This is a genomic window from Clostridium intestinale, assembly GCF_035905475.1.
GTDB classification, from domain to species: Bacteria; Bacillota; Clostridia; order Clostridiales; family Clostridiaceae; genus Clostridium_T; species Clostridium_T intestinale.
On the sequence record NZ_CP121166.1, the window covers coordinates 1,165,616 to 1,190,561 of the forward strand.

Here is a 24,946-nt window from a genome sequence, read left to right on the forward strand (position 1 = left end):
AGGAGCAAAGATATGAAGAAACTTTTAGAAAATAGATATACTAAATATATTTTGCTAGGGATTATATTAGCATCATTACCATTTTTGCAAGATATGGGTCTTATAAAAAGTTCAACTATAACTACTTTTGGAACAATATTATTTTACGCAATAGTAGCAATAGGATTAAATGTTCTTTTAGGGTATTCAGGGCTTATATCTTTAGGTACAGCAGGATTTATGGGGCTTGGAGCTTACTTATCTGCATATCTAACTCAAGATTTAAAGTTACTTTTTTTATTATCCCTTGTAATATCAATACTTGTACCTCTAATAATAGGCCTTGTTATAGGGCTTGTATCATTAAGGATTTCAGGAATGTATTTGGCAATAGCGACCTTAGCAGTATCAGAGATATTTAAAAAGATATTTATAGAGTTTGACAATATAACAGGAGGTTTTTCAGGGAAAAAAGCAGCCTATCCAGAAATATTTGGGTTCCACTTTAATAGAGATACAAGCTTTATATTGATTGTTGTTATATTGATTTTAGTTATGATACTTACAGATAATTTTATACATTCATCAACAGGGAGAGCACTTTTGACCATGAGGGCTAGTGAAGCAGCTGCTCAAGCTATGGGAATAAACTTACTAAAATATAAGCTTACAGCATTTGCAATTGCAACAGTATATGCATCTTTAGGGGGAGTTTTGTATGTGCATTTTATAAGATTTTCTTATCCAGCTACATGGAATTTACTTTTATCTCTACAAATACTTGCAGTAATAGTTATTGGTGGTTTAAGAACTATTACTGGTCCAATTGTAGGTTCAATAATTGTGTTTGGAGTTCCAGAATTAGTATTAAAGCAGTTACCTGTTATAGGAAGCATAGATGGACTTGCTTATGTATTCACCGGAGTTTTAATAATAATTGTAATACTATTTTATCCACATGGACTAGTTTATATAGGAAAAGACATTAAAAACTATATTAATAAAAAGAAGGTGAAGGCAAATGAGCTTAATGCAGACGCTTAGGATTGAAAATTTATCTATAGCTTTTGGTGGGTTAAAGGCTGTTGAGGATTTAAGCTTCCACATAAATGAAGGTGAAATATATGGACTTATAGGACCAAATGGTGCTGGTAAAACTACAGTATTTAATTGTATAACACAGTTTTATAAACCTGATCATGGAAAAGTAATATTTAAAAGCTTAAAAAATGAAGATGTTGATTTAGTAGAAAAAAATACTCACGATATTATAAAGCTTGGACTTGTTAGAACCTTTCAAAATGTAGAGCTTATCCAGGATTTAAGTTTGTTAGAAAATTTACTTATAGGAGCTCATATTGATTATAAATCAGGGTTGTTTTCAAATGCATTTAGAACTAGAAAAGCAAAAAAAGAGGAAAAAAACAATATTGAAAAGGGAGAAAAAATTCTTAAGTTTTTGGGACTAGAAGATAAAAAGGCAGAACTTGCAGGTGGGCAGCCTTATGGAGTGTTAAAAAAGATAGAACTTGGAAGAACACTTATGAGTAATCCTAAATTAATAATTTTAGATGAAACTGCTGCAGGTCTTAATGACACTGAAACCTTAGAACTAGCAAAATTAATTAGAAATATAAGAGATGAATATAAATGCAATATTTTATTAGTTGAACATGATATGAGACTTGTAATGGATATTTGTGATCGAATATGTGCAATATCCTTTGGGAAAAAACTTGCAGAAGGTACACCTAAGGAAATTCAAACTAATAAAGAGGTTCAAGAAGCTTATTTAGGAAAGGATGAGTAAGATGGATAATTTAGCTTTAAAAATAAAAAATCTTACCGTTTCATATGGAAGCATAAAAGCCTTAAAAGGAATAGATATAGAAGTTACAGAAGGGCAAATAGTTGCTTTACTTGGGGCTAATGGTGCTGGTAAAACAACTACCTTAAAAACTCTATCTGGACTTGTAGACGCAGAAGGTGGAAGTATAGAATTTTACGGAAAAAATATCACTAATTTATCACCAGAGAAAATAACATCATTAGGGATAGTTCAATCACCTGAAGGTAGGCAGATATTTGCTGATATTACAGTAGAAGAAAACTTAAGAATAGGAGCTTTTACTCTAAAGAAAAAGAAAGAAATAGAAAAAAACTTTGAAAGGGTTTATGGATACTTTCCAATATTAAAGGAAAGAAGAAAACAAGTAGCAGGAACATTGAGTGGTGGGGAACAGCAAATGCTTGCAATAGCAAGAGCTTTAATGGCTAGTCCTAAAGCACTTCTTTTAGATGAGCCTTCATTAGGATTAGCTCCCCTTATAGTAAAAAATATATTTGAAATTGTAAAAGAAATAAATCAAGAAGGAACAACAATACTTATAATTGAACAAAATGCACTGCAAACTCTAAAAATAGCAAATTACGCCTATGTTTTAGAAGTTGGAGAAATAAATATTTCAGGAAAGGCAAGTGAGTTAATCCAAGATAAAAGATTATTAGATGCATATCTTGGGGGAGAGTAAAGTCTTTAGGGAGTAATCCTTAATATATAGCCCAAAAATAAATTAAATATGTGGAGGGAATTTTCATGAGAAAAAAAATTTCATTACTTTTAGCTACACTTACATTATCAATGGTTTTTGCAGGGTGTGGTAAAAAAGAGGAAGCTGCTCAAGGTGTTACTGAAACATCTATAAAAGTTGGTAACAGTATAGCTACATCAGGAGCATTTGCTCCAGTAGGAGTTCCATTTAAAGCTGGTATTGAAGCTTATTTCAAAATGGTAAATGAAGGTGGAGGGGTTAAGGGTAGAAAAATAGAGTATGTTCATCAAGACGATGAATTTAATCCTGAAAAAGGAAAGGCAATACTTGATAAACTTGTAAATGATGAAAAAGTATTTGCTATAGTAGGTCACTTTGGAACTCCAGTAGTAGGAGCAACATTAGATGATCTTAAAGAAATAGGAATACCGTCTGTATACTTTGCAACAGGTACAGGAATTCTTTATAACGAAAATGCAACTAAAGGTGAAGGAGATAACATATTCCCAGTACAACCTGTATATCCAATGGAAGGTCGTATAATGGCAGCTTGGGCTAAAGGAGAATTTAAGGCTAATAAAATAGGTGTAATTTATACTAATGATGATGCTGGTAAAGACTTAGTTAAGGGAGTTGAAGCAGAAGCTAAAAACATTGGTGGAATTGAAGTTATAAGTGAACAAGTTGCACCAGGAGCTGAGGATGTTTCTGCAGCTGTAACAAAGATTAAAAATTCAAATGTAGATACTATAATAATTGCTGGAATACAAGGTACATTTCCTCAGATAGCAAAAGAACTTGCAAAGCAAGGAAATACAAAACCAGCTATAACCACATATGTAAACGTTGATAAGACTATGGTTAATGCAATAAAAGCAGATGTAGCTGATAAATATGAAGTTTACGGTAATGCATGGGTTGACGTATCATCACCTTCTATGGGCGAGTTCCAAAAATGGGTTAAACAAGCTTCAAATGAAGACTTTACTGCTAATGCTTATGCTATGACTGGTTGGATAGCAGCTGAATTTTTTGTAAAAGGTTTAGAAAAAGTTGATGGAGAAATTACTTGGGAAAACTATATAAAAGCTATGGAAAAAGAACCAATAAAGAATCCTTTTGGTGGAAGTATAGATTTTGCTGGTGGAAAGAGACTAGGTACTCAAGAGATGTCTTTAGCAAAAATGGACTTGAAGAGCCCAACTGGATGGTCTCCACATATTGGATTTAAGAGTATAAATGATATCTTAAAAAAATAAATAAGCTTTATGTTTTGGCTATCAGTCAAAATTCTTTGGCTGATAGCATAAAAACCTAAGGGAGGTCTTATTATGTTACAAACAATTAAATCAAAAGATGTGATAAATGAAAAATATATAACTATTGAGGAAGCCTTAAGAAAAATTAAAACAGGGGATATTATTGTTTCAGCCCTTGCAGCAGCAGAACCAGTAGAAATTTTAAGAAACCTCCATAAAATTGCTGATAGAGTGGAGGACGTAACTGTTACTACTTGTCTACCTATAGAAATGGCAGAATATTTTATTAATCCTAAATACAATAAATCTTTTAAGATGGATGGTTGGTTTTATACAGCTGCAATGAGAAAAGCTCATGGAAATGGGAACATATCATTTATCCCTAATCATTTGCATTTAGCAGCAGTAAAAAGATTAAATCATAAAAAGCCTAATATATTTATAGGAACCGCAACACTACCAGACAAACATGGCTATGTTTCACTATCATTAAGTAATGTGTATGAAAAGAGAATGATAGAAAAAGCTGATTTAGTAATTTTGGAGGTTAATCATAATTTTCCAAGAACCTTAGGAGATGTTGAAGTTCATATAAGAGATATAGATTATATGATAGAAACACATTATGATGTTCCTGAACTTCTTGATGTTGAGCCAAATGAAAAAGACTTAAGAATAGGAAAACTTATATCAGATAGAATAAATGATGGTGATTGTATTCAACTAGGAATAGGTGGAATACCTAACGCTGTTGCTGCTTCATTGGTTGATAAAAAGGATTTAGGAATTCACACAGAAATGTTTACTACAGGAATGATGAAGCTTGTAAAATCAGAGGTAATAAATGGAAAAAACAAAAATATTTATAAAGGAAAACATGTTGCAGCTTTTGCACTTGGAACAAAGGAACTATACGATTTTATAAATGATAATCCATCAGTTATGATAATGGACGGGTATTGGACAAATGATCCTTATGTAATTGGATTAAATGATAACCAAGTTTCTATTAACACTACAATAGAAATAGATTTAACTGGTCAATGTGCATCAGAGTCAATAGGATCTACTCAATTTAGCGGAACTGGAGGACAAGCTGATACTGCAATTGGAGCACAAAGATCAAAAAATGGTCGTTCATTTATAGCATTATACTCAACAGCTATGGTTAAAAATAAAGAAACTGGAGAAAGAGAAGAGATATCAAAAATAGTTCCATTCTTAAAACCAGGAGCAGCTGTTAGTTTATCAAGAAATGATGTTGATTTAGTAGTTACTGAATATGGAGTAGCAGAACTTCGAGGAACTACAATCAGTGAAAGAGTTCATAGATTAATAAATATAGCACACCCAAAGTTTAAAGAGGAACTTTTAAGAAGTGCAAAAAAATTAGGGTTAATTTAGAAAAATTTAGTTGGAGGTGGGAACGTGGCTTTTGTAGAATATAAGGGGAAAAATATTTATTACGAAGTACATGGAGACGGGGAACCTATTGTAATTTTAAATGGAATAATGATGTCACATATGAGCTGGAGTTTCTGTATACCAGAGCTTTGTAGAAACAATAAGGTTATACTTCTTGATTTTTTAGATCAAGGAAAATCTGATAAAATGGATAGCTTATATAAGCAAGACATACAAGTTGAAGTAGTTAAAACTGTGATAGATAAATTAAAGTTAGATAAGATTAATTTATTTGGAATATCTTATGGTGGAGAAGTTGCATTGCAGTTTGCATTAAAATATAAAGATTTTTTAAATAAGCTTATAATCTTTAATACCACAAGTTGTACAAATTCATGGCTTAAGGACATTGGAAGAGGGTGGATAAATGCAGCTGAAACAAAAGATCCAGAAACCTTTTATAATGTTACAATACCTGTAATATATTCTCCAAACTTCTATAATAAAAACATTGACTGGATGAATAGAAGAAAAGAAATATTGTATAAAGTCTTCCAAAAAGATTTTCTTATGGCAATGATAAGACTTATACAAAGCGCTGAAGGATATGATGTTAGAGAGAGATTAAATGAAATTAATACAGATACTTTGATTGTAAGTAGTGAACATGATTTTATAACTCCAGTAATAGAACAAGAGTACATTTATAAAAATATTACTAATTCAAAATATATATTGATAAGAGAATGTGGTCACGCGTCTATGTATGAAAAACCTAATGAATTTATTGGAATATTAAAAGGATATTTGTCTGTTAAGAAAGAAATAAAAATAGTATAATATTAATAATAAGCATGTAAGGGAATACTTACTATATAATCATAACTGCTGAAAGGGAGAAAAAATGAAATACAATAACGATACGAGTAAAAAAATAATGCATGAGGCATTAAAGCTATTTTCTGAGCAGGGATATTATCCAACAACAACTAAACAGATAGCAGAGGAAGCTGGAGTTAATGAATTAACTATTTTTAGACATTTTGGATCTAAGAGTAACTTGTTTCAAGTAACAACTGAACATTATGTAATAGATTCTCATGTTGACTATATATTAAATGACACAGAAGAATTAAGTTTTGAAGATAGTATTATGTTAATAACTGAGAGAATCTATAAATTATTTATTCAAAATACCAAGCTTTATAAGGTTCAAATGAAACTTGCAGACAATGAAAAAGATTTTATTAAACTTAAGCTTTCAAGAAAGTTAGTAAGTGTTCTTGAAGAATATTTTAGTAAACTAAAAGAAGAAAAACGTGTAAAAGGGGAGCCTGAAATGATGGCTTTAACATTAATTAATAGCCTTTTAGGGGCATTTACAGTTGAACTTTTAAGCGATAACACAATGACAAAAATTTCATGGCAAGACTTAGTTAAAGAACATGCAAGACAGTTCATATCATTATATAAAATTTAATAAAAAAATAATTAATCTTATTCCAATGGGAAGGATTAATTTTTTTAAAACAATATGTAAGTAGTAGCTTACATTCATGGAGGAGTAAAATGTTAAGATTAGAAAATAAAGTTGCCCTAGTTACTGGGGCATCTCAAGGAATAGGTAGATCAATAGCTGAAAGCTTCGCAGAAGAAGGGGCTACAGTAATAGGAATTGATATAAATAAATTACCATACGAAAATAAAAACATTTATGGATATGAAGTAAACGTTGTAGATAGAGCTGGTATTAAAAGTTTTTTTGATTCTATAACAGAAAAATTTGGAAAAGTAGATATTTTAGTTAACAATGCAGGAATTACAAGAGATGCGTTAATTCAAAAAATGACTGAAGAAATGTAGGATTTAGTTGTAGGATGTTAACTTAAAGGGATTATTTAATATAACTCAGTTAATAGGACCACACATGATGGAAAAAGGAAAAGGTTCAATAATAAATATAGCTTCTGTTGTAGGAGAATACGGAAATGTAGGACAAACTAATTATACTGCTACAAAAGCAGGAGTAATAGGTTTAACAAAAACCTGGGCAAAAGAATTTGCAAGGAAAGGTGCGAATATAAGGGTAAACTCAATAGCACCTGGATATATAAATACAGATATTATGAAAACTGTACCAGATAAAGTTTTGGAAAATATAAAATCCAAGACAATGCTTGGAAGATTAGGTGAGCCAGAAGAAATAGCAAAAGCAGTTTTATTTTTGGCTAGTGATGAATCATCTTATATAACAGGACACAATTTGTCAGTTAACGGCGGAATGAGATTATAGGAGGATGGGTATGAGAGATGTAGTTATAGTATCAGCAGTTAGAACTCCAATTGGTAGTTTTGGTGGAGGTTTATCTAGCCTTAGCGCTGTAGATTTAGGTGTAATTACTGCTAAGGAGGCCATAAAAAGAGCAAAAATAAAGCCAGAAGAAATAAATGAAGTTTTAATTGGAAATGTTCTTGGATACGGTCTTGGACAAAATATAGCAAGACAAATTTCAGTAAAATCAGGAATTCCAGTTGAAGTCCCAAGTATGACATTAAATAAACTTTGTGGTTCTGGGTTAAGAGCTATAACTTTAGCTGTACAAGAAATTATGCTAGGTGATGCTGAGGTTATTTTATGCGGTGGAACAGAAAGTATGAGCAATGCACCATATATAGTCCCTTCAGCTAGATTTGGTCAAAGAATGGGTAATGGAAAATTAATAGATACAATGATTGAAGATGGGTTAACTGATGCTTTTAATAAATATCATATGGGAATAACTGCAGAAAACATAGCAGAGAGATGGAATATATCAAGAGAAGAACAGGATGAGTTTGCAGCTAATAGTCAAAGAAAAGCTATAGAAGCTCAGAACTTAGGTAGATTTGATGAGGAAATAGTAAAAATAGAAATTCCAAAGAAAAAAGGGGAAAACATCATATTTTATAAGGATGAATATATAAAAGAAAATGTTAATTTAGAGAAACTTAGTAAATTAAAAGCGGCTTTCAAAAAAGATGGAACAGTAACTCCAGGAAATTCATCAGGAATTAATGATGGAGCAGCCATGCTTATAGTAATGAGTAAGGATAAAGCAGATGCTCTAGGATTAAAATCATTAGCAACAGTAAAAGGATATGCGTCTGCTGGGGTTGACCCTGAAATTATGGGTTATGGTCCTGTACCTTCAACTAGAAATGCTTTAAAAAAAGCTAAATGGACAGTTAAAGATTTAGATTTAGTTGAGGCAAATGAGGCTTTTGCTGCTCAGTCTATCTCAGTTATTAAAGATTTAGACTTAGATTTAGATAAAGTGAATGTAAATGGGGGAGCTATTGCCTTAGGTCATCCAATTGGTTGCTCTGGTGCAAGAATAGTAGTAACATTGCTTCACGAAATGAAAAGAAGAGATGCTAAAAAAGGTTTAGCTACACTTTGTATAGGTGGAGGAATGGGAACTTCAATATTGGTTGAAAGAGAATAATTAAGGAGAGGATTATTATGATAGGTAAAACTATTAATGAGATAAGTATAGGTGATAAGTCAAGTTATAGTAGAACGGTATGTGAAGCTGACGTAATCTTATTTGGAGGAGTGAGTGGAGATTTAAATCCTGCACATTTTAATGAAGAATACTCAAAAAACACTATGTTTAAAGGAAGAATAGCTCATGGAATGTTATCTGCAGGATATATATCCACTGTTTTAGGGATGCAGCTTCCAGGTCCAGGAACAATATATCTATCACAAGAATTAAAATTTACATCACCAGTTAAATTCGGTGATACAATAACAGCAACAGTGGAAGTTATAGAAAAATTAGAAGAAAAAAATAGATTAATTTTAGAAACTATCTGTACAAATCAAAAAGGGGATATTGTTGTTAAGGGAAAAGCTGTAGTTATGCCACCCAAATAATACCCAAGCAATAGGAGGAAAGAAATGGAGCTTTTAAATAAGCTATATGATCTTGCAAAAGCCAATGCTAAAAAAATTGTTTTACCAGAAGGAGAGGAAGAAAGAACTATACTTGCAGCAAGCAAAATAAAGGAGTTAAATGTTGCCGATCCTATTCTTATTGGAAATTATGAAAATATATCAAAAAAAGCTAAATATTTGACTGCTAATATAGATGGAATATTAATAATAGACCCTAAAAAATCAGATAAACTTAATTATTATATTGATAGATTTTATGAGATAAGAAAAAACAAAGGAGTAACCATAGAAAAAGCCAACGCCATAGTAAAAGATGCATTATATTTTGGAACTATGATGGTAAAATGCTGTGATGCAGATGGAATGGTTTCAGGAACTATTCATACAACAGGAGATTTATTAAGGCCAGGGCTTCAAATAATTAAAACTTCAAAAGGCGTATCTGTAGTATCTAGCTTTTTTATTATGATGACACCTAATTCTTTATATGGTGAAGAAGGAATGTTATTATTTGCTGACTGTGCAGTAAATCCTAATCCAAATTACAAGGAGCTTGCAGCAATAGCTATAGCAACTGCTGATACAGCAAAAATGTCTGTAAAATTGAACCTAGAGTTGCAATGTTAAGTTTTTCATCTATGGGGTCAGCTGACCATGAAAGTGTTGAAAAGGTTAGAATGGCTACAGAACTTGCAAAAACCTTAAGACCAGATTTGTTAATAGATGGAGAATTACAATTAGATGCCGCAATAGTTGAGAAAGTGGCAAAGCAAAAAGCACCAAACAGTAGAGTAGCTGGTAGAGCCAATGTATTGGTTTTTCCTGATCTACAGTCTGGTAATATTGGATATAAACTTGTACAAAGATTCGCAAATGCAGAGGCTATAGGGCCTATATGTCAAGGTTTTGATAAACCTATAAATGACTTATCAAGAGGTTGTTCAGTAGAAGATATAGTAAATGTTGTGGTTTTAACCTCGGTACAATCTCAGTTAAACACCTCCAATTAAAAGAAACATTAGAAACTTTAAATTAATTAGCTTTTTCTCAAACCCCTTTTTAAATATTTTTAAGGATGTAGTAATATTTGTTTCAAAGCAAATTAACTACATCCTTTATGTATATAAAGGTTTATTATCACCTTGGCTTTATGTATAATTGATAGTATATGGAATAGATTGGTATAACTGTAAAAGGGGGAATTTTGTGAAAAGGGTTTTATCTGTTTTTATGCTTGCTGTTTCTTTGCTTATATTTACTTCGTGTAAAGCTAAAAATCCAGTTGAGGTTAAAGAGAAATATATACAAAAATCAGAATTAACAAAATCAGAAGATGATATTGTTAAATTGGTTGGAGATTATGAAAATCAAATGATGTATGATTTTAATTTAGATGATAAAGTACAATCTATTCAGATAAGCATATATGAATTAAAAGACAACAAATGGGATTCTAACATAGGGAGATTAAGTCAGGAATGTACAGATACTAAGGGAAGATTAAGTCTCAACTTTAATAATTATTTTTACGGATATAAAATTGCTTTTTTAAGTGAAAATTCAAGTGCTTCAACTAAATTTTCAACTGAGAAACCACAAGAGCCTTCAACTATGGGACAACTCAGCTCATTTCTAGATAATAAAGCTGAGATTACCTACGATAAAGAAATTCCTTTAGTTGTTCAAGGGGTAACTTCTGGTAATACCATGACTGTGCATACAGTAGACTACTTTTATACACCAGAAAAATATAAAGAACTTGGATATGATCATGTCTATGCTGTTACTGTGCTTTTTAGTGAGAAACAAGTAAGCGAATTAAATGTAATAAAAGAGTAATAAACTAATTGTGATTATGTGATATTATTACCATAATAAAGATAACAGGAGGACTTATGAAGAAAAAATATCTTGTTGTGGGTTTAGTTTTTATAATTATACTACTGTCTATGTTTATTAATTTTAGAAAGTCTAGGAAAATAAGTGAAGATACAGCCCTAAGACATAAAATAGTAGACACCATAAAACAATCAGAACATGTAGATTTTTCAGAGGTTACTGATTTTGAATGGGACACAATGTATATATTTATTCCGTATTCAAATCCCAATAATATATTTAAAGTTGATGGAGTAAAGAGTTATAACTCAAGATTTAGTATTGAACAGCTTGATTCAATAAATATGATTGCATTTGTTAAATCAGAAAAACTGGTTGCATTTGTTGAGGTACCCATAGAATATTTTAACAGTGAAAAAACTACTAAATATTCTAAAGATTAACCTAGATATGTTAATTATCAAATGATGCGAAAGACAATAAAATAGTATTTTTTAGAGAGGTAAAACATATGGAAAATTTAAGGAATAAGATAAATTATAGAGCGATACAAATAGAAGAACTTAATATAGAGCTTTTTGATAAATTTAAGCGTCATCAAAATGTCACTCATTGTTGGAGAAAAATAGATGGAGAATGGGTGATTAAGGAAGTTCGTTTTGTTGAGGAATGGGGAAAAGAAGACTATGCTTTCCTTTCTGAATGTCTTAAAGGTGTTATAAATACAGATGGGGTGGTATACGGTGCCTTTTCAGATGGGATCTTAAAGGGATTTACATCAGTCGATGGTGATTTTTTAGGCAAGAATAGAGATTATATAAACCTTTCAAGTATCCATGTTTCTGAAGACATGAGGGGTTATGGAATAGGAAGAGAACTTTTTAAACTTGCGTCTAAATGGGCAAAAGCTCGTGGAGCTAAAAAACTATATATTTCTGCCCACTCATCAGTTGAATCTCAAGCTTTTTATAAATCCTTAGGATGTGTTGAAGCAGTAGAGTATGACCAAAAGCACGTTGAGAAAGAGCCTTGTGATTGTCAACTTGAATACATTTTATAACTTAACTTAAGTATATAGGGGGTATTTATTTTGGGGAATAGAAAAAGAGTAGTAATAATAACTTTATTTATTATACTAGTGACCCTTACATTTATCTTTTTTTACAAAAAGGATACTAATTCAAAAGAAGAATTAATAGGCAAGACCATTAAAATAGCTTTAGAAAATGGTGAGCTTCCAGATTATAATATTGTAAAAAATTATGAGAATATCATTGTATCCTCAGAGAATCTAGATAATGAAATTTCACCTGAAGTGTTAAGCAAAAAATTAATAGTTATGACACCTTATGAAATAAAAGAGAAAGCTAATAAAGAGGGGGATTTTCTTTATTTAAATTTTAAGAACATTAACATAGATAATCAAAACGCTTCAATAGAAATAGAGAACACTTGGGCAATATCTGATAGTAGTAAAGAAACTTACTTAAGTGGCGGTGGAATTAAAGTGAAATTTCATAAAAGCTTTGGAATTTGGAAAGAAAATTCTACTAAAGAGGTTTGGTTATCTTAATATTTTTAATTAAGAGTCTGTAGCAAAATTATGATAATTGTTTTGTTACAGACTCTTTTAAGAATCTTTAATTATTTATTGAGCGTTAAGTTACCTATTTTTAATTGTAAAATCCCCTGAGGCCGCATAAATACTATATATAGTTATATAGCTATATAGAAAAATATATATAAATATATATTCCTAGAAATTTGAAATTAATGGTATAATATCCCTGTAGATGTGATCTATATTTTATAAGTTAATTAACAAATTTAATTTTTGTAAAAGGGGGTTTTATCATGAAAGAATTAAATTTTATTAAAGAAACAGAATACAGGGGGGATATTCTCCTATAATACAATTAAGGAGATTGAGATGGAAAATATAATTACAGAAAGACTAGTTATAAGAAGATTTGAAAAAGATGATTGGCAAGACCTCTATGAATACCTATCAGATGAAGAGGTGGTTAAGTTTGAACCATACCACGTATTTAATGAAAAAAAGGCTAAGGAAGAAGCTGTACGAAGATCAGGTGATAAGAGTTTTTATGGAGTTTGTTTAAGAGAAAACGAAAAATTAATAGGAAACTTGTACTTCTCTAAAGGAAAGTTTGATACCTGGGAGCTTGGCTATGTATTTAATAGAAAATATCAAGGGCAGGGTTATGCTACAGAAAGCGCTAGAGCATTAATTAATTATGCATTTACAAATCTAAATGTTAGGCGTGTTATAGCAAAGTGTAGTCCTAAAAATAATAATTCTTGGAATCTACTTGAACGTTTAGGTTTAAGAAGAGAAGGGTTGCTATTGCAAAATGTTTATTTTAAGACAGATGACAATGGTGAACCATTATGGATGGATACCTATGAATATGCAATGCTAAAATCAGAGTGGGAAAAGTTAAAAAGTAACATTTGATGAAATAAAGAATTGGATAAGAGGATTGGTTTAAGAATAAAATATTCCAAGGGACTGCCGAACTACTAATGGGTCAGTCCCTTTCTTTAATGTTTTTTTGCTAAAACAAGAAGATAAGCTGGTGGCGCATTAGGATTTAATTCAGAGAGGGTTTCTATATGGAATTTTTCTGTAAAAGAATAAAAGAAGTTTAGAAGCGAAGAATAAAGGAACTTTGGAAGCTAAGAATATAAGAATTTTAGAACCAAAGATTATAGTAACTTTAGAATAAAAGAATATAAGAATATAAGAACTTTAGAACCAAAGTTCCGCCTTAAGAATATAATTGTAGTAAAGAAAATAAATAGCGAGGTTATTAATATGACAGATAAAAGAGAAAATCCAGAGTTCACAGCTGAGGATTCTTCCGAAGAGGACATAATAGAAGATTGGGCTATAATACAACCATATGATTATGTGGAAAGAGAAATTTTTCATAGTACCCTTAATAAAACTACTAAAGTAATAATAGATAATGGAGAGCTACAGAATGAAGAAGAAAATGTTGAGAAAATAAAAATTAATGATGAAAATAAAGCCAAGAGTTCATCAAACAATATTGATAGATTGACAAGAGTTATGAGTGAAGAAGAAGGACAAAGTAAAAGAAGTTATTTACTAAGAAATATAACAATAAGAAGAATGGGAGAATTAAAACTACTACACCAAGATATTAATATACCATTAAACAAAATAATAGATATGGCTCTAAATCATTACTATTACTATATAAAAGAAGGCGGAGAATTTAAAGAGTATTAAAGAGAGTCATAATTGAATATATTTATTATGAAAAATATGGTATAATTACATGCAAATAGATTATTTTTGCTTGTGAAAGGAAAATAGATTTGAGAAAGAAAGTTATTTATATATGTTTACTGACAATATTTTTAGTTATTGTTCTAATTTATTTCTTTAGCAGAAAGTTTGAAGGAAATATAATTATTGTTGAGAAGCAAACCGATAAAGTTGGCACATATGAATATTACAGTAAAATCAATGATCCTAACAGCGTAAAATCAGTAAAAGATATTCTTAATAAAATTTATTGGTCAAGTGCTAAGGCTGATATGCCCTATCCTCCTGATTATCAATTTTATTTTATGAACAATGATGAAGATAAATCTAACCGCAAAAATGTTTCTTTATGGATAAGTCCAGATAGAAATAAAGTTGCGCTTATATTTGATGGTAAATATATTCAGTTAAATGAGGAAAAATCTAATAAACTTTTTGAAGTACTTACAGGGAAGAAACTTGAATAGATTTTTATGGAGAAGATTATGAAACAAAATGCCAAAACAGCTATAATTAACTCTTTTAAAGAATTATTGAATAAAAAATCATTAGATAAAATCACGGTTACAGGAATCTGTGAGCATTGTGATGTTAATAGGCAGAGCTTTTATAATTACTTTAGTGATATCATGGATATTTTTAAATGTATATTTTATGATGAATTATCACAAGAAATTGCCCAAAATAGGACCTTTGAAACATGGGGTGGTGGTTTTTTAGCTACCATGCATTATTTTAAGAAAAACTCTAAAATGATTTTGCATGTTTATAATTCTTCATATTGGTCAGAGGCTAATATTTATATATCTGAGCTTTCTAGAAATTTACTTAGTAGTGTTGTTAACGAATGTTCAATTGAGATGGGTGTTAGATTAAATGAAAATGATAAAAATTTTATAGTTAATTTTTATAGACATGTGTTTAATGGGATTATAGGCGATTGGGTTAGTGAAGGCATGGTGGAAGAACCAGAGGTTATTCTTAAAAAACTTCTTATAATGATAACAGGAAGTATTCCTCGCTCTATAGATATCTTTATAAAAGAAGGATTAAAATAATTAATAGTTTCATATATTAGGAAAGTGTTCAAAGTAGACACTTTCTTTTTTTTGTCTATTGAAAAACTAATTGCTATAAATGTAAAATTAATACTAAGGAATGATTTTACAAATTATTAGGGGGAGAGATTATGTTTGTTTTTAATTACTCTGAAGGAGCTACTTTTTTAAGTGTATGGGGAGTATGGATATTAATATTTATAGCCCTTTTTGTATTTAACGAAGTTGCTAGAAAAAATAAGTACGTGGGATTATTTTGCTTTGTTGTATTACCGGTAATTCTTTCAGTTTTATGGTTTACAGTATTAAGTGATACTACATATACTGACTGGTTTCATCTTGCAAAAGTTTATTCTGCTACAGCTGGATGTATTGGTTTTTGGTGTATAAGACATCTTAAGTTTAAAAATAGGTTTACAGGTAAGGAGTGGAGGCTTGCAGATAAAAAATGGGCTTTATGTTTCCCACCACTTATTCTTGCTATAAACATAATGGAAGCTGTTGCACGTGATTTTCAAGTAGGTTTTCAATATGCTGGTGGCGGTATAGCAGATGGCATGTATGTACTTGGTGGACCATGGAATTTTATGAATGCTATAGCTGGAATCTTAAATATCATAACCATAACTGGTTGGCTTGGAATTACTATAAGAAAGAAAACCAAAAATGACAATAGTAGAGACATGCTTTGGCCAGATATGCTTTGGTTTTGGATAGTTGCCTATGATTTATGGAATTTTGCATATACCTATAACTGTCTTCCAGGACATTCATGGTATTGTGGTTTTGCTTTACTTTTAGCCCCAACTCTTTGTGCTTTTACATCAGGAAAAGGTGCATGGCTTCAACATCGTGCCCAAACTTTAGCAATATGGTGTATGTTTGCTCAAACCTTCCCAGCCTTTATAGATAAGGGAGCCTTTGCAGTTGCTTCATCTTATAATCAATTGCCATTAATCGCGTTTAGTTTAGCATCCTTAGCTGCAAATGTATTGGTATTTATTTATATGATTTATAAGTTTGTTAGAACAAAAAGAAATCCTTATCTTGGAGAGTTATATACAGACCTTAGCGAATATAAAGAAATTAAGCAACTTGGGGAATATAAAGTTGTTGTTAATAAATTAAATAACATGAGAGCTTAATAACTAGTAGAGGAGTAAATATTTATGGACGAATATAAAATTCTTGAAATTAAACAAAGTGTTTTTGAAGATAATGATAGACAAGCTGATTTACTTAGAGAGGATTTAAAGAAAGATAAAACCTTTTTATTAAATCTTATGTCTTCACCAGGTTCAGGTAAAACAACTACAGTTTTAAGAACCATTGAAGCCTTAAAGAATGAAATGAGTATAGGAGTTTTAGAAGCAGACATTGATTCTGATGTTGATGCTAACAGAGTTTCAAAAACTGGAGTTAAGGTAATACAATTACACACAGGTGGAATGTGCCATCTTGATGCTGATATGACAAAACAAGGTTTATTAGGTCTTGGAACAGAAGGAATTGATTTTGCAATTTTAGAGAATGTAGGAAATCTAGTGTGCCCAGCAGAATTTGATACAGGAGCTTCTAAAAATGCAATGATTTTAAGTGTACCAGAAGGAGATGACAAGCCTCTAAAGTATCCTTTAATGTTTTCTATTGTTGATGTTGTTTTAGTAAATAAGATTGATGCTTTAGACTACTTTGATTTTGATTTAGAAGCTGTAAAAGAACGTGTGAAAAAATTAAATCCTAATATTAAGGTTATTCCAATCTCAGCTAAAAAAGGAGAAGGAATGGATGAGTGGGTAGAGTGGATACGTAATGAAGTGAAAATGTGGAATGAAAATTAGCAGTTATTTTGGGAGGGTATTAATATGGTAAAGAAAAAAGTACTTGAATTATCTAATAAAATTGCTGCTGGTATTACTGGTGGGTTAGTAAAAGTAAAACCAACAGATCCTGAGTATAGAATTTTAGAACCTGTAACTTCAGATGAGGAAGCTGAAATAGCACTTTATTTAGAAATTCGTAAGCCTAAAACAGTCAAGGAAGTATCAAAACTTTGTGGCAAGCCAGAGAATGAAGTAGAGAAAATTTTATACAAAATGGCTGTAGATGGATCTATTAAAGTTGAAAAAGAAGATGGCGTGGACATGTATAGCCTTGAACTTTTTGTTCCAGGTGTTATGGAATATATGGTTGATAATAAGGAAAACGTAGAAAAGTATCCAGTAATTGCGGAATGTTTTGAAGAATATACAAGAAAATTAGGTGCTTTAATGGCTGGAAATATTCCAGTAGGTTTAGGTGTAATGAGAGTTATACCTATCCAAAGTGCTATAGATGGAGATACAAGAAAAGCTTCCTATGAAGAAATAGAAACACTTATTGAAAAACATGAGCTATTTGCAGTTACAGATTGTGCTTGTCGTGCTTCTATGAGGGTAATCGGTGAAGGTTGTGGTCACACTGTTGAAGATATTTGCATACGTCTAGGTTCAGCAGCTGAATACTATATCCGTACAGGAAAAGGAAGAGAGGTTACTAAAGAAGAAGCTAGAGAGATTTGTTTAAAAGCTGAAAAAGAAGGCTTGATGCATCAGATTCCTAATCTATCAGGTCCAGGAAATGCTTTAGCTATTTGCAATTGTTGCGGCTGTTCATGTTTTGGTTTAAGAAATGCAAATCTTTATAGAAATCCTGATTGGTCTCGTTCCAATTATGTTTCTCAGGTAGATATAGATAAATGTGTTGCTTGTGGTGAGTGTGTAGAGAATTGTCCATCAAATGCATTAACTTTAGGATTAAGTCTTTGCACTAAGGAACCTATTAAAGCTCCAGTTGAAAAAGAAACCCCTTATGATACTCAGTGGGGAAAAGATAGATGGGATTTTAATTATAGAACTAGAAAAGTTGTTGAAGAAAGTGGAACAAGCCCATGTAAATCAGAATGTCCAGCACATATAGCAGTTCAAGGTTATGTTAAAATGGCATCTTATGGTAAATATAAAGAAGCTTTAGAACTTATAAAAAAGGAAAATCCATTCCCAGCAGTTTGTGGACGTATTTGCCCAAGAAAATGTGAAAGTGCGTGTACTAGATCAGGTGTAGATGAACCTCTTGCAATTGATGAAATTAAAAAATTCATAGCTGATCAAGACTTAAAAGCAGAGCATCGTTTTGTACCAGATAAAAAAGCACAAAGAGAAGAAAAGATAGCTATAATAGGCGGAGGTCCAGCTGGATTATCTTGCGCATACTTCTTAGGTGCTGAAGGTTATAAAGTTACAGTATTTGAGAAGCAAAATAAGCTTGGAGGCATGCTTACTCTTGGAATTCCATCATTTAGATTAGGTAAAGAAATAGTTAATTCTGAAATAGAAGTTTTAACGGAGCTAGGAGTAGAATTTAAAACGGGAGTAGAAGTAGGTAAAGACATTACTCTTAATGAACTAAGAAATCTTGGTTATAAGGCTTTTTATTTAGCTATTGGTGCTCAAGGTGGTAGGAAATTAGGTCTTGAAGGTGAAGATGCTGAAGGAGTAATAACAGGAGTAGAATTTTTAAGAAAAGTAAATCTAGGTGAAGAAATAAAATTAGAAGGTGATGCAGTTGTAATTGGCGGCGGAAATGTTGCTATAGATGTTGCTAGAACTGCTGAAAGAATAGGCGCTTCTAATATAAGTATGTATTGTTTAGAAAGTAGAGAAGAGATGCCGGCACTTGAGGAAGAAATTGAAGAAGCTTTATCAGAAGACATTTCAATAAATAATTCTTGGGGTCCTAAAGCAATTATTCAAGAAAATGGTCAAGTAGTTGGAGTTGAATTTAAAAAATGTATTTCTGTATTTGATGAAAATAATAGATTTAATCCTAAGTTTGATGAAAATCAAACTAAGCTAGTTAGAACAAATAATGTACTAATTTCTGTTGGACAAGGTATAGAATGGGGAGATTTATTAAAGGATTCAAAACTAGAATTAAATCCTAATAAAACTCTAAAAGTTCAGTCTCTAAGTTATCAAACAGGAGAAGAAGATATTTTTGGAGGAGGAGATGCTGTAACAGGGCCTAAATTTGCAATTGATGCTATAGCATTAGGCAAGCAAGGCGCAACATCTATTCATCGTTATCTTCATGGAGATAACTTAATTATAGGTAGAGAAAGAGAATATCATGCTTTTGATAAAGAAAACCTAGATAAAGATGGATATGATAGTCTACCTAGACAAAGAGCTCTACATGTAGATGGAAGTGAGTCAAAAGAAACCTTTAAGGATTTACGTGTTACATTTACAGAAGAACAAGTAAAAAAAGAAACTGAACGTTGTTTAGGTTGTGGTGCAACTGTTGTTGATCAATATCAATGTGTAGGCTGCGGAATATGTACAACCAAATGTAAATTTGATGCTATTAGTCTTGTTAGAAAATATGATAGTGCAGGAGTAGAGTTTAAGGATATGAAATCTACTGTCATTAAACATGTTATTAAACGTCAAGGAAGAATAGCAGTAAAAAAGGTTAAAAAATCTATAGGTTCAGTTTTCTCAAAGTAGAATGAGGTGAGTTTAATTGCATGAAGTTGGAGTTATGATTGAAGTAGTTAAAACTGTAGAAAAGTTTGCAAAACAAAATTCAATAACAAAAATAGAAACCATAGTACTTCAGATAGGTGAGATTTCATCTATGGTTCCAAGGTATATTAAAGCTTGTTATCCCATGGCAGCAGAAGGAACAATATTAGAAAATGCAAAACTTGAAATAGAGGTATTACCCTGTAATGCTATCTGCAAAGAATGCAACAAAGTTTTTAATCTCTTAGAGAGCAACCATAAATGCCCGAAGTGTGGAAATGATGATTTTGATGTATTAAGCGGAAGGGAATTTAATATTAAAGAGATAGTTGCTTGTTAAAAAAAGAATTAATAATCTAAAGTTTTAAGCAGTCAATAACTAATCATATAAAAAGTTATTGGCTGCTTATTTTATAGCTACTTGCTTTTCAACGAAGCTTAGTTGTAAAATTAAGTTATTGAGAATTAAACCATATTTTGGAGGGGATTATATGAAACAATATGAGTATAGAGTTGAACAGATTCAGATTGAGTTAAGTAGTATACTTAAAACAGATAAGAAAAAATATAATAAGGAAATTAGTGAAAAGCTAAATGTACTTGGTAAAGAAGGTTAGGAATTATCAGGTGTAGATGGCAAATGGTTTTATTTTAAGAGAGAAATAGTATAGTTAACTATTAATTGAATAGAAGGTACTTGTTTCAAATAAAGAAACTAAATATTCACTTTCTTATGGTAAAATTAATATATATTAATAATGTAGGGGAGTGACGAAATGGCAAATAAGATAACGTTTTTAGATATTGATGGTACTATGGTGGATGTACCTTCTGGAATGATGGAACCTGCTGAAAGTACTGTTAAAGCATTAAATGAATTTAGATCTAAAGGGAATTATACTGTTGTTGCAACTGCAAGATCAAAAGCACCTACAAGTATCTCTAATTTAGATTTTGATGGATATATATTTTGTAATGGAAATTATATCGTCTTTAAAGATGAAGTATTGTATGATAACTGTCTTTCTGTAGAAGATATAAAATACATTATAAACCTGTCTAAAAAATATAATGCTGAATATATATTTAGTGGAATTGATGGTACATGGAGTAATGATTTAGATAATCCTTTGAATATAAAACATAGAGAATTATTTTTAGGTACAAAAAATAAACCTAAATATGCATTTTTATCATGGGAGATTGAAGATGTACATGCTAACATGTCTACAGTACTATTTGAAACAGAGGAGGACATGCTTTCTTTTAAAGAAGAACTACCAAAAAACTGGAGTGTACATCCTTATGTTGAAGCCAATATCAGAATGGATATCCATCTTCCTGGATTATCAAAAGGTACAGCTGTGGAATTTTTATTTAATAAATTAGGAATTTCAAGAGAAGATACATTTGCCTTTGGAGATGCTCAAAATGATATTGAAATGATTAAGCTTGTAAAACATGGAATAGCAATGGGAAATGGAACAGATGAGATAAAGTCAATAGCTTATTATGTTACTGATGCGGTAAATAATGATGGAATAGCCAAAGCCTTAAAGAAATTTAAAGCAATTTAATAGTCTTTCATAAGTTGATATTTAAGATTACCCCTGATAAGAAATATGAATATATTAAAGTATTTAAAAATGGACAAGAATCACATTTTGATTCAGTGGGAGCTTAATGTATTTTCATTAAATTAATATTTAGGCGATAATTTAGTTAATGGGGGATGTAGATGAAGCAAGCAATATATAAGTTGTTTGTAATAATAGGAACTGCTATTTTAGTATTATTACTTTACAATAACTATAAAGCTAAGGTTGACTCTAACGCATATAAAGCACCAACTGATTCTCAAGTTCAGGAATTTATAGAAACTAATAATATAAGCTTTTTGGATAAAAAAGATATACACAATGAATATACTATCGTACCATTTTATAATGGCAATCAAGTTGGATTTTATACTTTATATTCAGATCATAAAGGAGAAGTACAAAGTAGATATATTATGAGTTCTGTTTCTAAAAAAGAAAGTAACGTTTTTGTTGCTGGAATTTCACCTAAAAATCCATATGCAATAATTATTATAATGGATGAAAACTTAAAAAAAGAAACTAAAAAAGCTGTAGTTGAAATATCAGGAGGATTGACGATAGAAGAAAGTGGTGAAAATAAATCAAGTTATATTTTAACTAGTAATAAAATAGACGATGAAGAAATCTTTATGAGTGATATAAAATTATATAATTCTTCTAATGAAGTTATTTATTCACTAAACGAGAATTGGAAATGAGTATCTGCAAAACTTTAATATTTTTAAATAAGGGTTGCTAAAAAGGGGATTTATGGATTAATTTTATCTTCAAAAGCGGAAAAACCTTTAGATAAAAGAATAAAGGTAGAAAGAAGTGATAAAGATGAATAATAAGATATTATTAGTAGATGATGAAAAAGACATAGTTGATTTAATCGCAGAAGTTTTACAACAAGACGGTTTTCAATTTATAAAAAAGGCTTACTCTGGTTCAGATGCATTAAGGCTATGCAAGGAATTTAAACCAGATATAGTTCTGTTAGATATTATGCTACCAGATATTGGCGGCATAGAGGTGTGTAAAAAAATTCGAGAATTTTCTTTTTGCTCTATTCTTTTCGTATCGTCGAAGAGTGATGATATTGATAAAATTCTTGGACTGTCAAGCGGGGGTGACGATTATATAACGAAACCTTTTAGTCCACGAGAAGTTGTGTTCCGTATTAAAGCACAGCTTCGCCGTCAGCAATATCAGACTATAAGACAATTAGATGAAAAAGATATGATTATCGTTGACAGTCTATCGCTAGATAAAGACAGTAGCCGAATTTATAAGTCTGGGAAAGAAGTTGCCTTAACGGGACGAGAATTTCTTCTATTATCGTATTTAATGGAAAATGCAGATAAAATTATCAGTAAAGAATGTTTATATGAGCAGGTCTGGGGTGAGTATAGCGGTATTTGTGATAACACTATTATGGTTCATATACGACATATTCGTGAAAAGATTGAAGAAACACCATCTACTCCCAAACGACTGGTTACAGTCAAAGGGTTAGGATATAAATTAAAGAAAAGGCTTTATTAAATGAAAAAATCTGGATACCGCTCTATTCTGCATATTTATTTAATATTTTTTATAGCCTTACTTAGTGTCATTATCTTTTCTGCTATATTTCTATTTTCAGTAGTGAGTGTAAATACACCTGATGGTACAGTTGTGAGAAGTAATTATCCTAAAGAGTTTACCGAGAACTTCTATGAACAGATTATTTTTGTTGATGATAAACCACAAATTAAGCAGTTTGGATTAGAATTGTTACAGACAAATAACGCAGGAATACAGATATTAGACTATAATGGATTGGAAATAACCAGTTGCAAAAAGCCAGAGAATGCAAAAACAATTTATTCTGACACAGACCTTTTACAGCTTTATCAGACAGGACACATAAACGATAGCCAGTCAACATCATTTATTGGTAACTTAACATATGATAAAAATAATTATACATATATTATTCATTTCCCAATGAATATTTCAAAAATTACGATGTATTTGAATGGGGATAAATTTATAACGGGAAAAACAATTATTTTATTATTTTTAGGCGTCGTATTCTTAATTATACTTTTGGTAGGCGTTATATACGGTTTCTGGATAACTAAAATCATAAACCGTATATCAATATCAATAAAAAGTATTGAGAAGCGTTCCTATACATCTGCTATGAGCAAAGGAATCTTTCAAGATGTATTTGAAAGTTTGGATGGTTTAGATACTGAAATTAAGACAAGTGATAAACTAAAGGAAAACACAGAAAAAATGCGTAAAGAATGGATTGCCAATATTACACATGATTTAAAAACTCCTTTGTCTCCAATAAAAGGCTATGCAGAAGTCTTATCAGAAAATAAACCTGTATCAGAGGAACTGATAAAGAAATATTCAAAAGTAACATTAAAAAATGTTTCCTACATGGAGTCTTTGATTGATGATTTAAAGCTGACATACCAACTAGATAATGCTATTGTCCCACTTCAGTGCATAGAACAGAATTTTATCCGTTTTTTGAAAGAATCGATAATTGATGTATTAAACAATCCAGAATATGAGGAACGCATAATTCATTTTGATTATGAGAAAGAGAATATTGTGTTCTATTTCGATCGCAAGCTAATGACAAGAGCTTTTCAGAACTTGATTATAAATGCTTTTGCGCATGGAAATAATGATACAGAAATTTCTATAAGGGTGACTATATTTAATAATACACTTCAAATTATTATTTCAGATAATGGGAACGGAATGAATACATATGAAGTCAATAATTTATTTCAAAGATATTATCGAGGAACAAATACAGAAAAGAAAATGGCTGGAACAGGCTTAGGGCTTGCTATAACAAAAAGTATTACGGAAGCACATGGCGGCAATATTTCAGTCGAAAGTGAAGTTGGAATTGGAACGAATTTTAAAATCTATTTTCCCCTTAGTTAAGGTTAATTAAGGTTACCTGCAAGTTATATTAAGGTTGATAGCTTATTATGAAAATGTAATAGCTATCAGCCTTTTTGTTCTTTAAGGGGGTGAAAAAATGAGTTCAAAGTTAAAAAAGGGAATTCCATTCTTAATTACGATTGTTATTACATTACTTTTAGGTTTTGTTTTCACGGCATTTATGTTACGTCCTCAAAGACTTAATATTAAAAACATTGATGTTAATGCGATCGCTGATGGAGAATATGTAGGAATATGTCATAATAAAATACTGTTTGCTGTTGTTAAAGTTTATATGAAAGACCATAAAATTATAGGTATTGAAGTTTTAGAACGTAAGGATTCATACATGGAACAAGTGCAACAAATTGCAGATGATGTATTTTTTAAACAATCATTGGAAGTTGACGCTATATCTAGTGCAACGCTAACAAGCCATACTGTTTTAAAAGCGATTGAAAATGCACTAGAAAGAAATAGAAAGTAACTTATC

The 24,946-nt window shown here is 30.9% G+C and carries 29 protein-coding genes and 1 pseudogene; all 30 read left to right on the forward strand.

Annotated elements, in window-relative coordinates; all coding sequences use genetic code 11:
• The first annotated feature begins 12 nt into the window (after positions 1–12).
• The 30 genes and pseudogenes from P8F83_RS06055 (at position 13) to P8F83_RS06200 (ending at position 24,940) form a co-directional block, all read left to right on the forward strand.
• Complete coding sequence (locus tag P8F83_RS06055) at positions 13–1,023, forward strand: branched-chain amino acid ABC transporter permease (protein WP_326513873.1); 1,011 nt, start codon at positions 13–15, stop codon at positions 1,021–1,023.
• On the forward strand, positions 1,001–1,789 hold the full coding sequence (locus P8F83_RS06060) for an ABC transporter ATP-binding protein (RefSeq protein WP_326513874.1): 789 nt from the start codon (positions 1,001–1,003) through the stop codon (positions 1,787–1,789). The genes P8F83_RS06055 and P8F83_RS06060 overlap by 23 nt, the downstream gene beginning before the upstream one ends.
• A gap of 1 nt (position 1,790) precedes the next feature.
• Positions 1,791–2,510 (forward strand): ABC transporter ATP-binding protein, encoded by a 720-nt coding sequence (locus P8F83_RS06065; protein ID WP_326513875.1) that lies wholly within the window; start codon positions 1,791–1,793, stop codon positions 2,508–2,510.
• A 65-nt stretch (positions 2,511–2,575) separates the two neighbouring features.
• Complete coding sequence (locus tag P8F83_RS06070; protein WP_326513876.1) at positions 2,576–3,790, forward strand: ABC transporter substrate-binding protein; 1,215 nt, start codon at positions 2,576–2,578, stop codon at positions 3,788–3,790.
• Positions 3,791–3,862: 72 nt separating this feature from the next.
• Entirely contained in the window at positions 3,863–5,194 is a 1,332-nt protein-coding gene (locus P8F83_RS06075) for an acetyl-CoA hydrolase/transferase family protein (RefSeq protein WP_326513877.1), read from the forward strand.
• A gap of 24 nt (positions 5,195–5,218) precedes the next feature.
• Positions 5,219–6,034 (forward strand): alpha/beta fold hydrolase, encoded by an 816-nt coding sequence (locus P8F83_RS06080; protein ID WP_326513878.1) that lies wholly within the window; start codon positions 5,219–5,221, stop codon positions 6,032–6,034.
• 64 nt (positions 6,035–6,098) lie between these two features.
• A complete protein-coding gene (locus P8F83_RS06085; RefSeq protein WP_326513879.1) occupies positions 6,099–6,674 on the forward strand; it encodes a TetR/AcrR family transcriptional regulator in 576 nt (191 codons plus the stop codon).
• An 89-nt stretch (positions 6,675–6,763) separates the two neighbouring features.
• Positions 6,764–7,057: an SDR family NAD(P)-dependent oxidoreductase gene (locus P8F83_RS06090; RefSeq protein WP_326513880.1), complete on the forward strand. Its 294-nt coding sequence runs from the start codon at positions 6,764–6,766 to the stop codon at positions 7,055–7,057.
• Between the two features lie 64 nt (positions 7,058–7,121).
• Positions 7,122–7,487 carry an SDR family oxidoreductase gene (locus P8F83_RS06095; protein WP_326513881.1) on the forward strand — a complete coding sequence of 122 codons (366 nt, stop codon included), beginning with the start codon at positions 7,122–7,124 and terminating at the stop codon, positions 7,485–7,487.
• 10 nt (positions 7,488–7,497) lie between these two features.
• Positions 7,498–8,679 (forward strand): acetyl-CoA C-acetyltransferase, encoded by a 1,182-nt coding sequence (locus tag P8F83_RS06100; protein WP_326513882.1) that lies wholly within the window; start codon positions 7,498–7,500, stop codon positions 8,677–8,679.
• A gap of 17 nt (positions 8,680–8,696) precedes the next feature.
• The gene (locus P8F83_RS06105; RefSeq protein WP_326513883.1) at positions 8,697–9,113 is read left to right on the forward strand and encodes a MaoC family dehydratase; all 417 of its coding nucleotides are present in this window, start codon (positions 8,697–8,699) and stop codon (positions 9,111–9,113) included.
• Between the two features lie 24 nt (positions 9,114–9,137).
• Positions 9,138–10,144 (forward strand): annotated as a pseudogene (gene pta / locus P8F83_RS06110) (phosphate acetyltransferase).
• 196 nt (positions 10,145–10,340) lie between these two features.
• Complete coding sequence (locus tag P8F83_RS06115) at positions 10,341–10,973, forward strand: hypothetical protein (protein WP_326513884.1); 633 nt, start codon at positions 10,341–10,343, stop codon at positions 10,971–10,973.
• A 56-nt stretch (positions 10,974–11,029) separates the two neighbouring features.
• Positions 11,030–11,416, forward strand: a complete 387-nt coding sequence (locus P8F83_RS06120; RefSeq protein ID WP_326513885.1) for a hypothetical protein — start codon at positions 11,030–11,032, stop codon at positions 11,414–11,416.
• 68 nt (positions 11,417–11,484) lie between these two features.
• Complete coding sequence (locus P8F83_RS06125; RefSeq protein ID WP_326513886.1) at positions 11,485–12,033, forward strand: GNAT family N-acetyltransferase; 549 nt, start codon at positions 11,485–11,487, stop codon at positions 12,031–12,033.
• Between the two features lie 30 nt (positions 12,034–12,063).
• On the forward strand, positions 12,064–12,546 hold the full coding sequence (locus tag P8F83_RS06130) for a hypothetical protein (protein WP_326513887.1): 483 nt from the start codon (positions 12,064–12,066) through the stop codon (positions 12,544–12,546).
• Between the two features lie 357 nt (positions 12,547–12,903).
• On the forward strand, positions 12,904–13,449 hold the full coding sequence (locus tag P8F83_RS06135; protein WP_326513888.1) for a GNAT family N-acetyltransferase: 546 nt from the start codon (positions 12,904–12,906) through the stop codon (positions 13,447–13,449).
• Between the two features lie 360 nt (positions 13,450–13,809).
• Entirely contained in the window at positions 13,810–14,250 is a 441-nt protein-coding gene (locus P8F83_RS06140; RefSeq protein ID WP_326513889.1) for a hypothetical protein, read from the forward strand.
• A gap of 89 nt (positions 14,251–14,339) precedes the next feature.
• Positions 14,340–14,756 carry a YhfM domain-containing protein gene (locus tag P8F83_RS06145; RefSeq protein ID WP_326513890.1) on the forward strand — a complete coding sequence of 139 codons (417 nt, stop codon included), beginning with the start codon at positions 14,340–14,342 and terminating at the stop codon, positions 14,754–14,756.
• Positions 14,757–14,774: 18 nt separating this feature from the next.
• Positions 14,775–15,347, forward strand: coding sequence for a TetR/AcrR family transcriptional regulator (locus P8F83_RS06150; protein WP_326513891.1), 573 nt, complete (start codon positions 14,775–14,777; stop codon positions 15,345–15,347).
• Between the two features lie 131 nt (positions 15,348–15,478).
• On the forward strand, positions 15,479–16,492 hold the full coding sequence (locus P8F83_RS06155) for a DUF5692 family protein (RefSeq protein WP_326513892.1): 1,014 nt from the start codon (positions 15,479–15,481) through the stop codon (positions 16,490–16,492).
• Between the two features lie 24 nt (positions 16,493–16,516).
• On the forward strand, positions 16,517–17,188 hold the full coding sequence (hypB, locus tag P8F83_RS06160) for a hydrogenase nickel incorporation protein HypB (RefSeq protein ID WP_326513893.1): 672 nt from the start codon (positions 16,517–16,519) through the stop codon (positions 17,186–17,188).
• A 24-nt stretch (positions 17,189–17,212) separates the two neighbouring features.
• Complete coding sequence (locus P8F83_RS06165) at positions 17,213–19,894, forward strand: FAD-dependent oxidoreductase (protein WP_326513894.1); 2,682 nt, start codon at positions 17,213–17,215, stop codon at positions 19,892–19,894.
• 16 nt (positions 19,895–19,910) lie between these two features.
• The gene (gene hypA / locus P8F83_RS06170; protein ID WP_326513895.1) at positions 19,911–20,252 is read left to right on the forward strand and encodes a hydrogenase maturation nickel metallochaperone HypA; all 342 of its coding nucleotides are present in this window, start codon (positions 19,911–19,913) and stop codon (positions 20,250–20,252) included.
• A 151-nt stretch (positions 20,253–20,403) separates the two neighbouring features.
• Positions 20,404–20,529: a hypothetical protein gene (locus tag P8F83_RS06175; protein ID WP_326513896.1), complete on the forward strand. Its 126-nt coding sequence runs from the start codon at positions 20,404–20,406 to the stop codon at positions 20,527–20,529.
• Between the two features lie 159 nt (positions 20,530–20,688).
• Positions 20,689–21,489 carry an HAD family hydrolase gene (locus P8F83_RS06180; protein WP_326513897.1) on the forward strand — a complete coding sequence of 267 codons (801 nt, stop codon included), beginning with the start codon at positions 20,689–20,691 and terminating at the stop codon, positions 21,487–21,489.
• Between the two features lie 161 nt (positions 21,490–21,650).
• Positions 21,651–22,211, forward strand: coding sequence for a hypothetical protein (locus tag P8F83_RS06185; RefSeq protein ID WP_326513898.1), 561 nt, complete (start codon positions 21,651–21,653; stop codon positions 22,209–22,211).
• A 124-nt stretch (positions 22,212–22,335) separates the two neighbouring features.
• Entirely contained in the window at positions 22,336–23,040 is a 705-nt protein-coding gene (locus tag P8F83_RS06190; protein WP_326513899.1) for a response regulator transcription factor, read from the forward strand.
• The gene (locus tag P8F83_RS06195; protein WP_326513900.1) at positions 23,041–24,453 is read left to right on the forward strand and encodes a HAMP domain-containing sensor histidine kinase; all 1,413 of its coding nucleotides are present in this window, start codon (positions 23,041–23,043) and stop codon (positions 24,451–24,453) included. It abuts the gene before it with no gap.
• Between the two features lie 97 nt (positions 24,454–24,550).
• Positions 24,551–24,940 carry an FMN-binding protein gene (locus P8F83_RS06200; RefSeq protein ID WP_326513901.1) on the forward strand — a complete coding sequence of 130 codons (390 nt, stop codon included), beginning with the start codon at positions 24,551–24,553 and terminating at the stop codon, positions 24,938–24,940.
• The last annotated feature ends 6 nt before the right edge of the window (positions 24,941–24,946 follow it).

Coding starts and splice junctions, on each gene's coding strand:
- P8F83_RS06055 (WP_326513873.1), top strand. CDS start 13: ATGAAGAAACTTTTAGAAAATAGATATACTAAATATATTTTGCTAGGG.
- P8F83_RS06060 (WP_326513874.1), top strand. CDS start 1,001: ATGAGCTTAATGCAGACGCTTAGGATTGAAAATTTATCTATAGCTTTT.
- P8F83_RS06065 (WP_326513875.1), top strand. CDS start 1,791: ATGGATAATTTAGCTTTAAAAATAAAAAATCTTACCGTTTCATATGGA.
- P8F83_RS06070 (WP_326513876.1), top strand. CDS start 2,576: ATGAGAAAAAAAATTTCATTACTTTTAGCTACACTTACATTATCAATG.
- P8F83_RS06075 (WP_326513877.1), top strand. CDS start 3,863: ATGTTACAAACAATTAAATCAAAAGATGTGATAAATGAAAAATATATA.
- P8F83_RS06085 (WP_326513879.1), top strand. CDS start 6,099: ATGAAATACAATAACGATACGAGTAAAAAAATAATGCATGAGGCATTA.
- P8F83_RS06090 (WP_326513880.1), top strand. CDS start 6,764: ATGTTAAGATTAGAAAATAAAGTTGCCCTAGTTACTGGGGCATCTCAA.
- P8F83_RS06095 (WP_326513881.1), top strand. CDS start 7,122: ATGATGGAAAAAGGAAAAGGTTCAATAATAAATATAGCTTCTGTTGTA.
- P8F83_RS06100 (WP_326513882.1), top strand. CDS start 7,498: ATGAGAGATGTAGTTATAGTATCAGCAGTTAGAACTCCAATTGGTAGT.
- P8F83_RS06105 (WP_326513883.1), top strand. CDS start 8,697: ATGATAGGTAAAACTATTAATGAGATAAGTATAGGTGATAAGTCAAGT.
- P8F83_RS06120 (WP_326513885.1), top strand. CDS start 11,030: ATGAAGAAAAAATATCTTGTTGTGGGTTTAGTTTTTATAATTATACTA.
- P8F83_RS06125 (WP_326513886.1), top strand. CDS start 11,485: ATGGAAAATTTAAGGAATAAGATAAATTATAGAGCGATACAAATAGAA.
- P8F83_RS06135 (WP_326513888.1), top strand. CDS start 12,904: ATGGAAAATATAATTACAGAAAGACTAGTTATAAGAAGATTTGAAAAA.
- P8F83_RS06140 (WP_326513889.1), top strand. CDS start 13,810: ATGACAGATAAAAGAGAAAATCCAGAGTTCACAGCTGAGGATTCTTCC.
- P8F83_RS06150 (WP_326513891.1), top strand. CDS start 14,775: ATGAAACAAAATGCCAAAACAGCTATAATTAACTCTTTTAAAGAATTA.
- P8F83_RS06155 (WP_326513892.1), top strand. CDS start 15,479: ATGTTTGTTTTTAATTACTCTGAAGGAGCTACTTTTTTAAGTGTATGG.
- hypB (WP_326513893.1), top strand. CDS start 16,517: ATGGACGAATATAAAATTCTTGAAATTAAACAAAGTGTTTTTGAAGAT.
- P8F83_RS06165 (WP_326513894.1), top strand. CDS start 17,213: ATGGTAAAGAAAAAAGTACTTGAATTATCTAATAAAATTGCTGCTGGT.
- P8F83_RS06175 (WP_326513896.1), top strand. CDS start 20,404: ATGAAACAATATGAGTATAGAGTTGAACAGATTCAGATTGAGTTAAGT.
- P8F83_RS06180 (WP_326513897.1), top strand. CDS start 20,689: ATGGCAAATAAGATAACGTTTTTAGATATTGATGGTACTATGGTGGAT.
- P8F83_RS06185 (WP_326513898.1), top strand. CDS start 21,651: ATGAAGCAAGCAATATATAAGTTGTTTGTAATAATAGGAACTGCTATT.
- P8F83_RS06190 (WP_326513899.1), top strand. CDS start 22,336: ATGAATAATAAGATATTATTAGTAGATGATGAAAAAGACATAGTTGAT.
- P8F83_RS06195 (WP_326513900.1), top strand. CDS start 23,041: ATGAAAAAATCTGGATACCGCTCTATTCTGCATATTTATTTAATATTT.
- P8F83_RS06200 (WP_326513901.1), top strand. CDS start 24,551: ATGAGTTCAAAGTTAAAAAAGGGAATTCCATTCTTAATTACGATTGTT.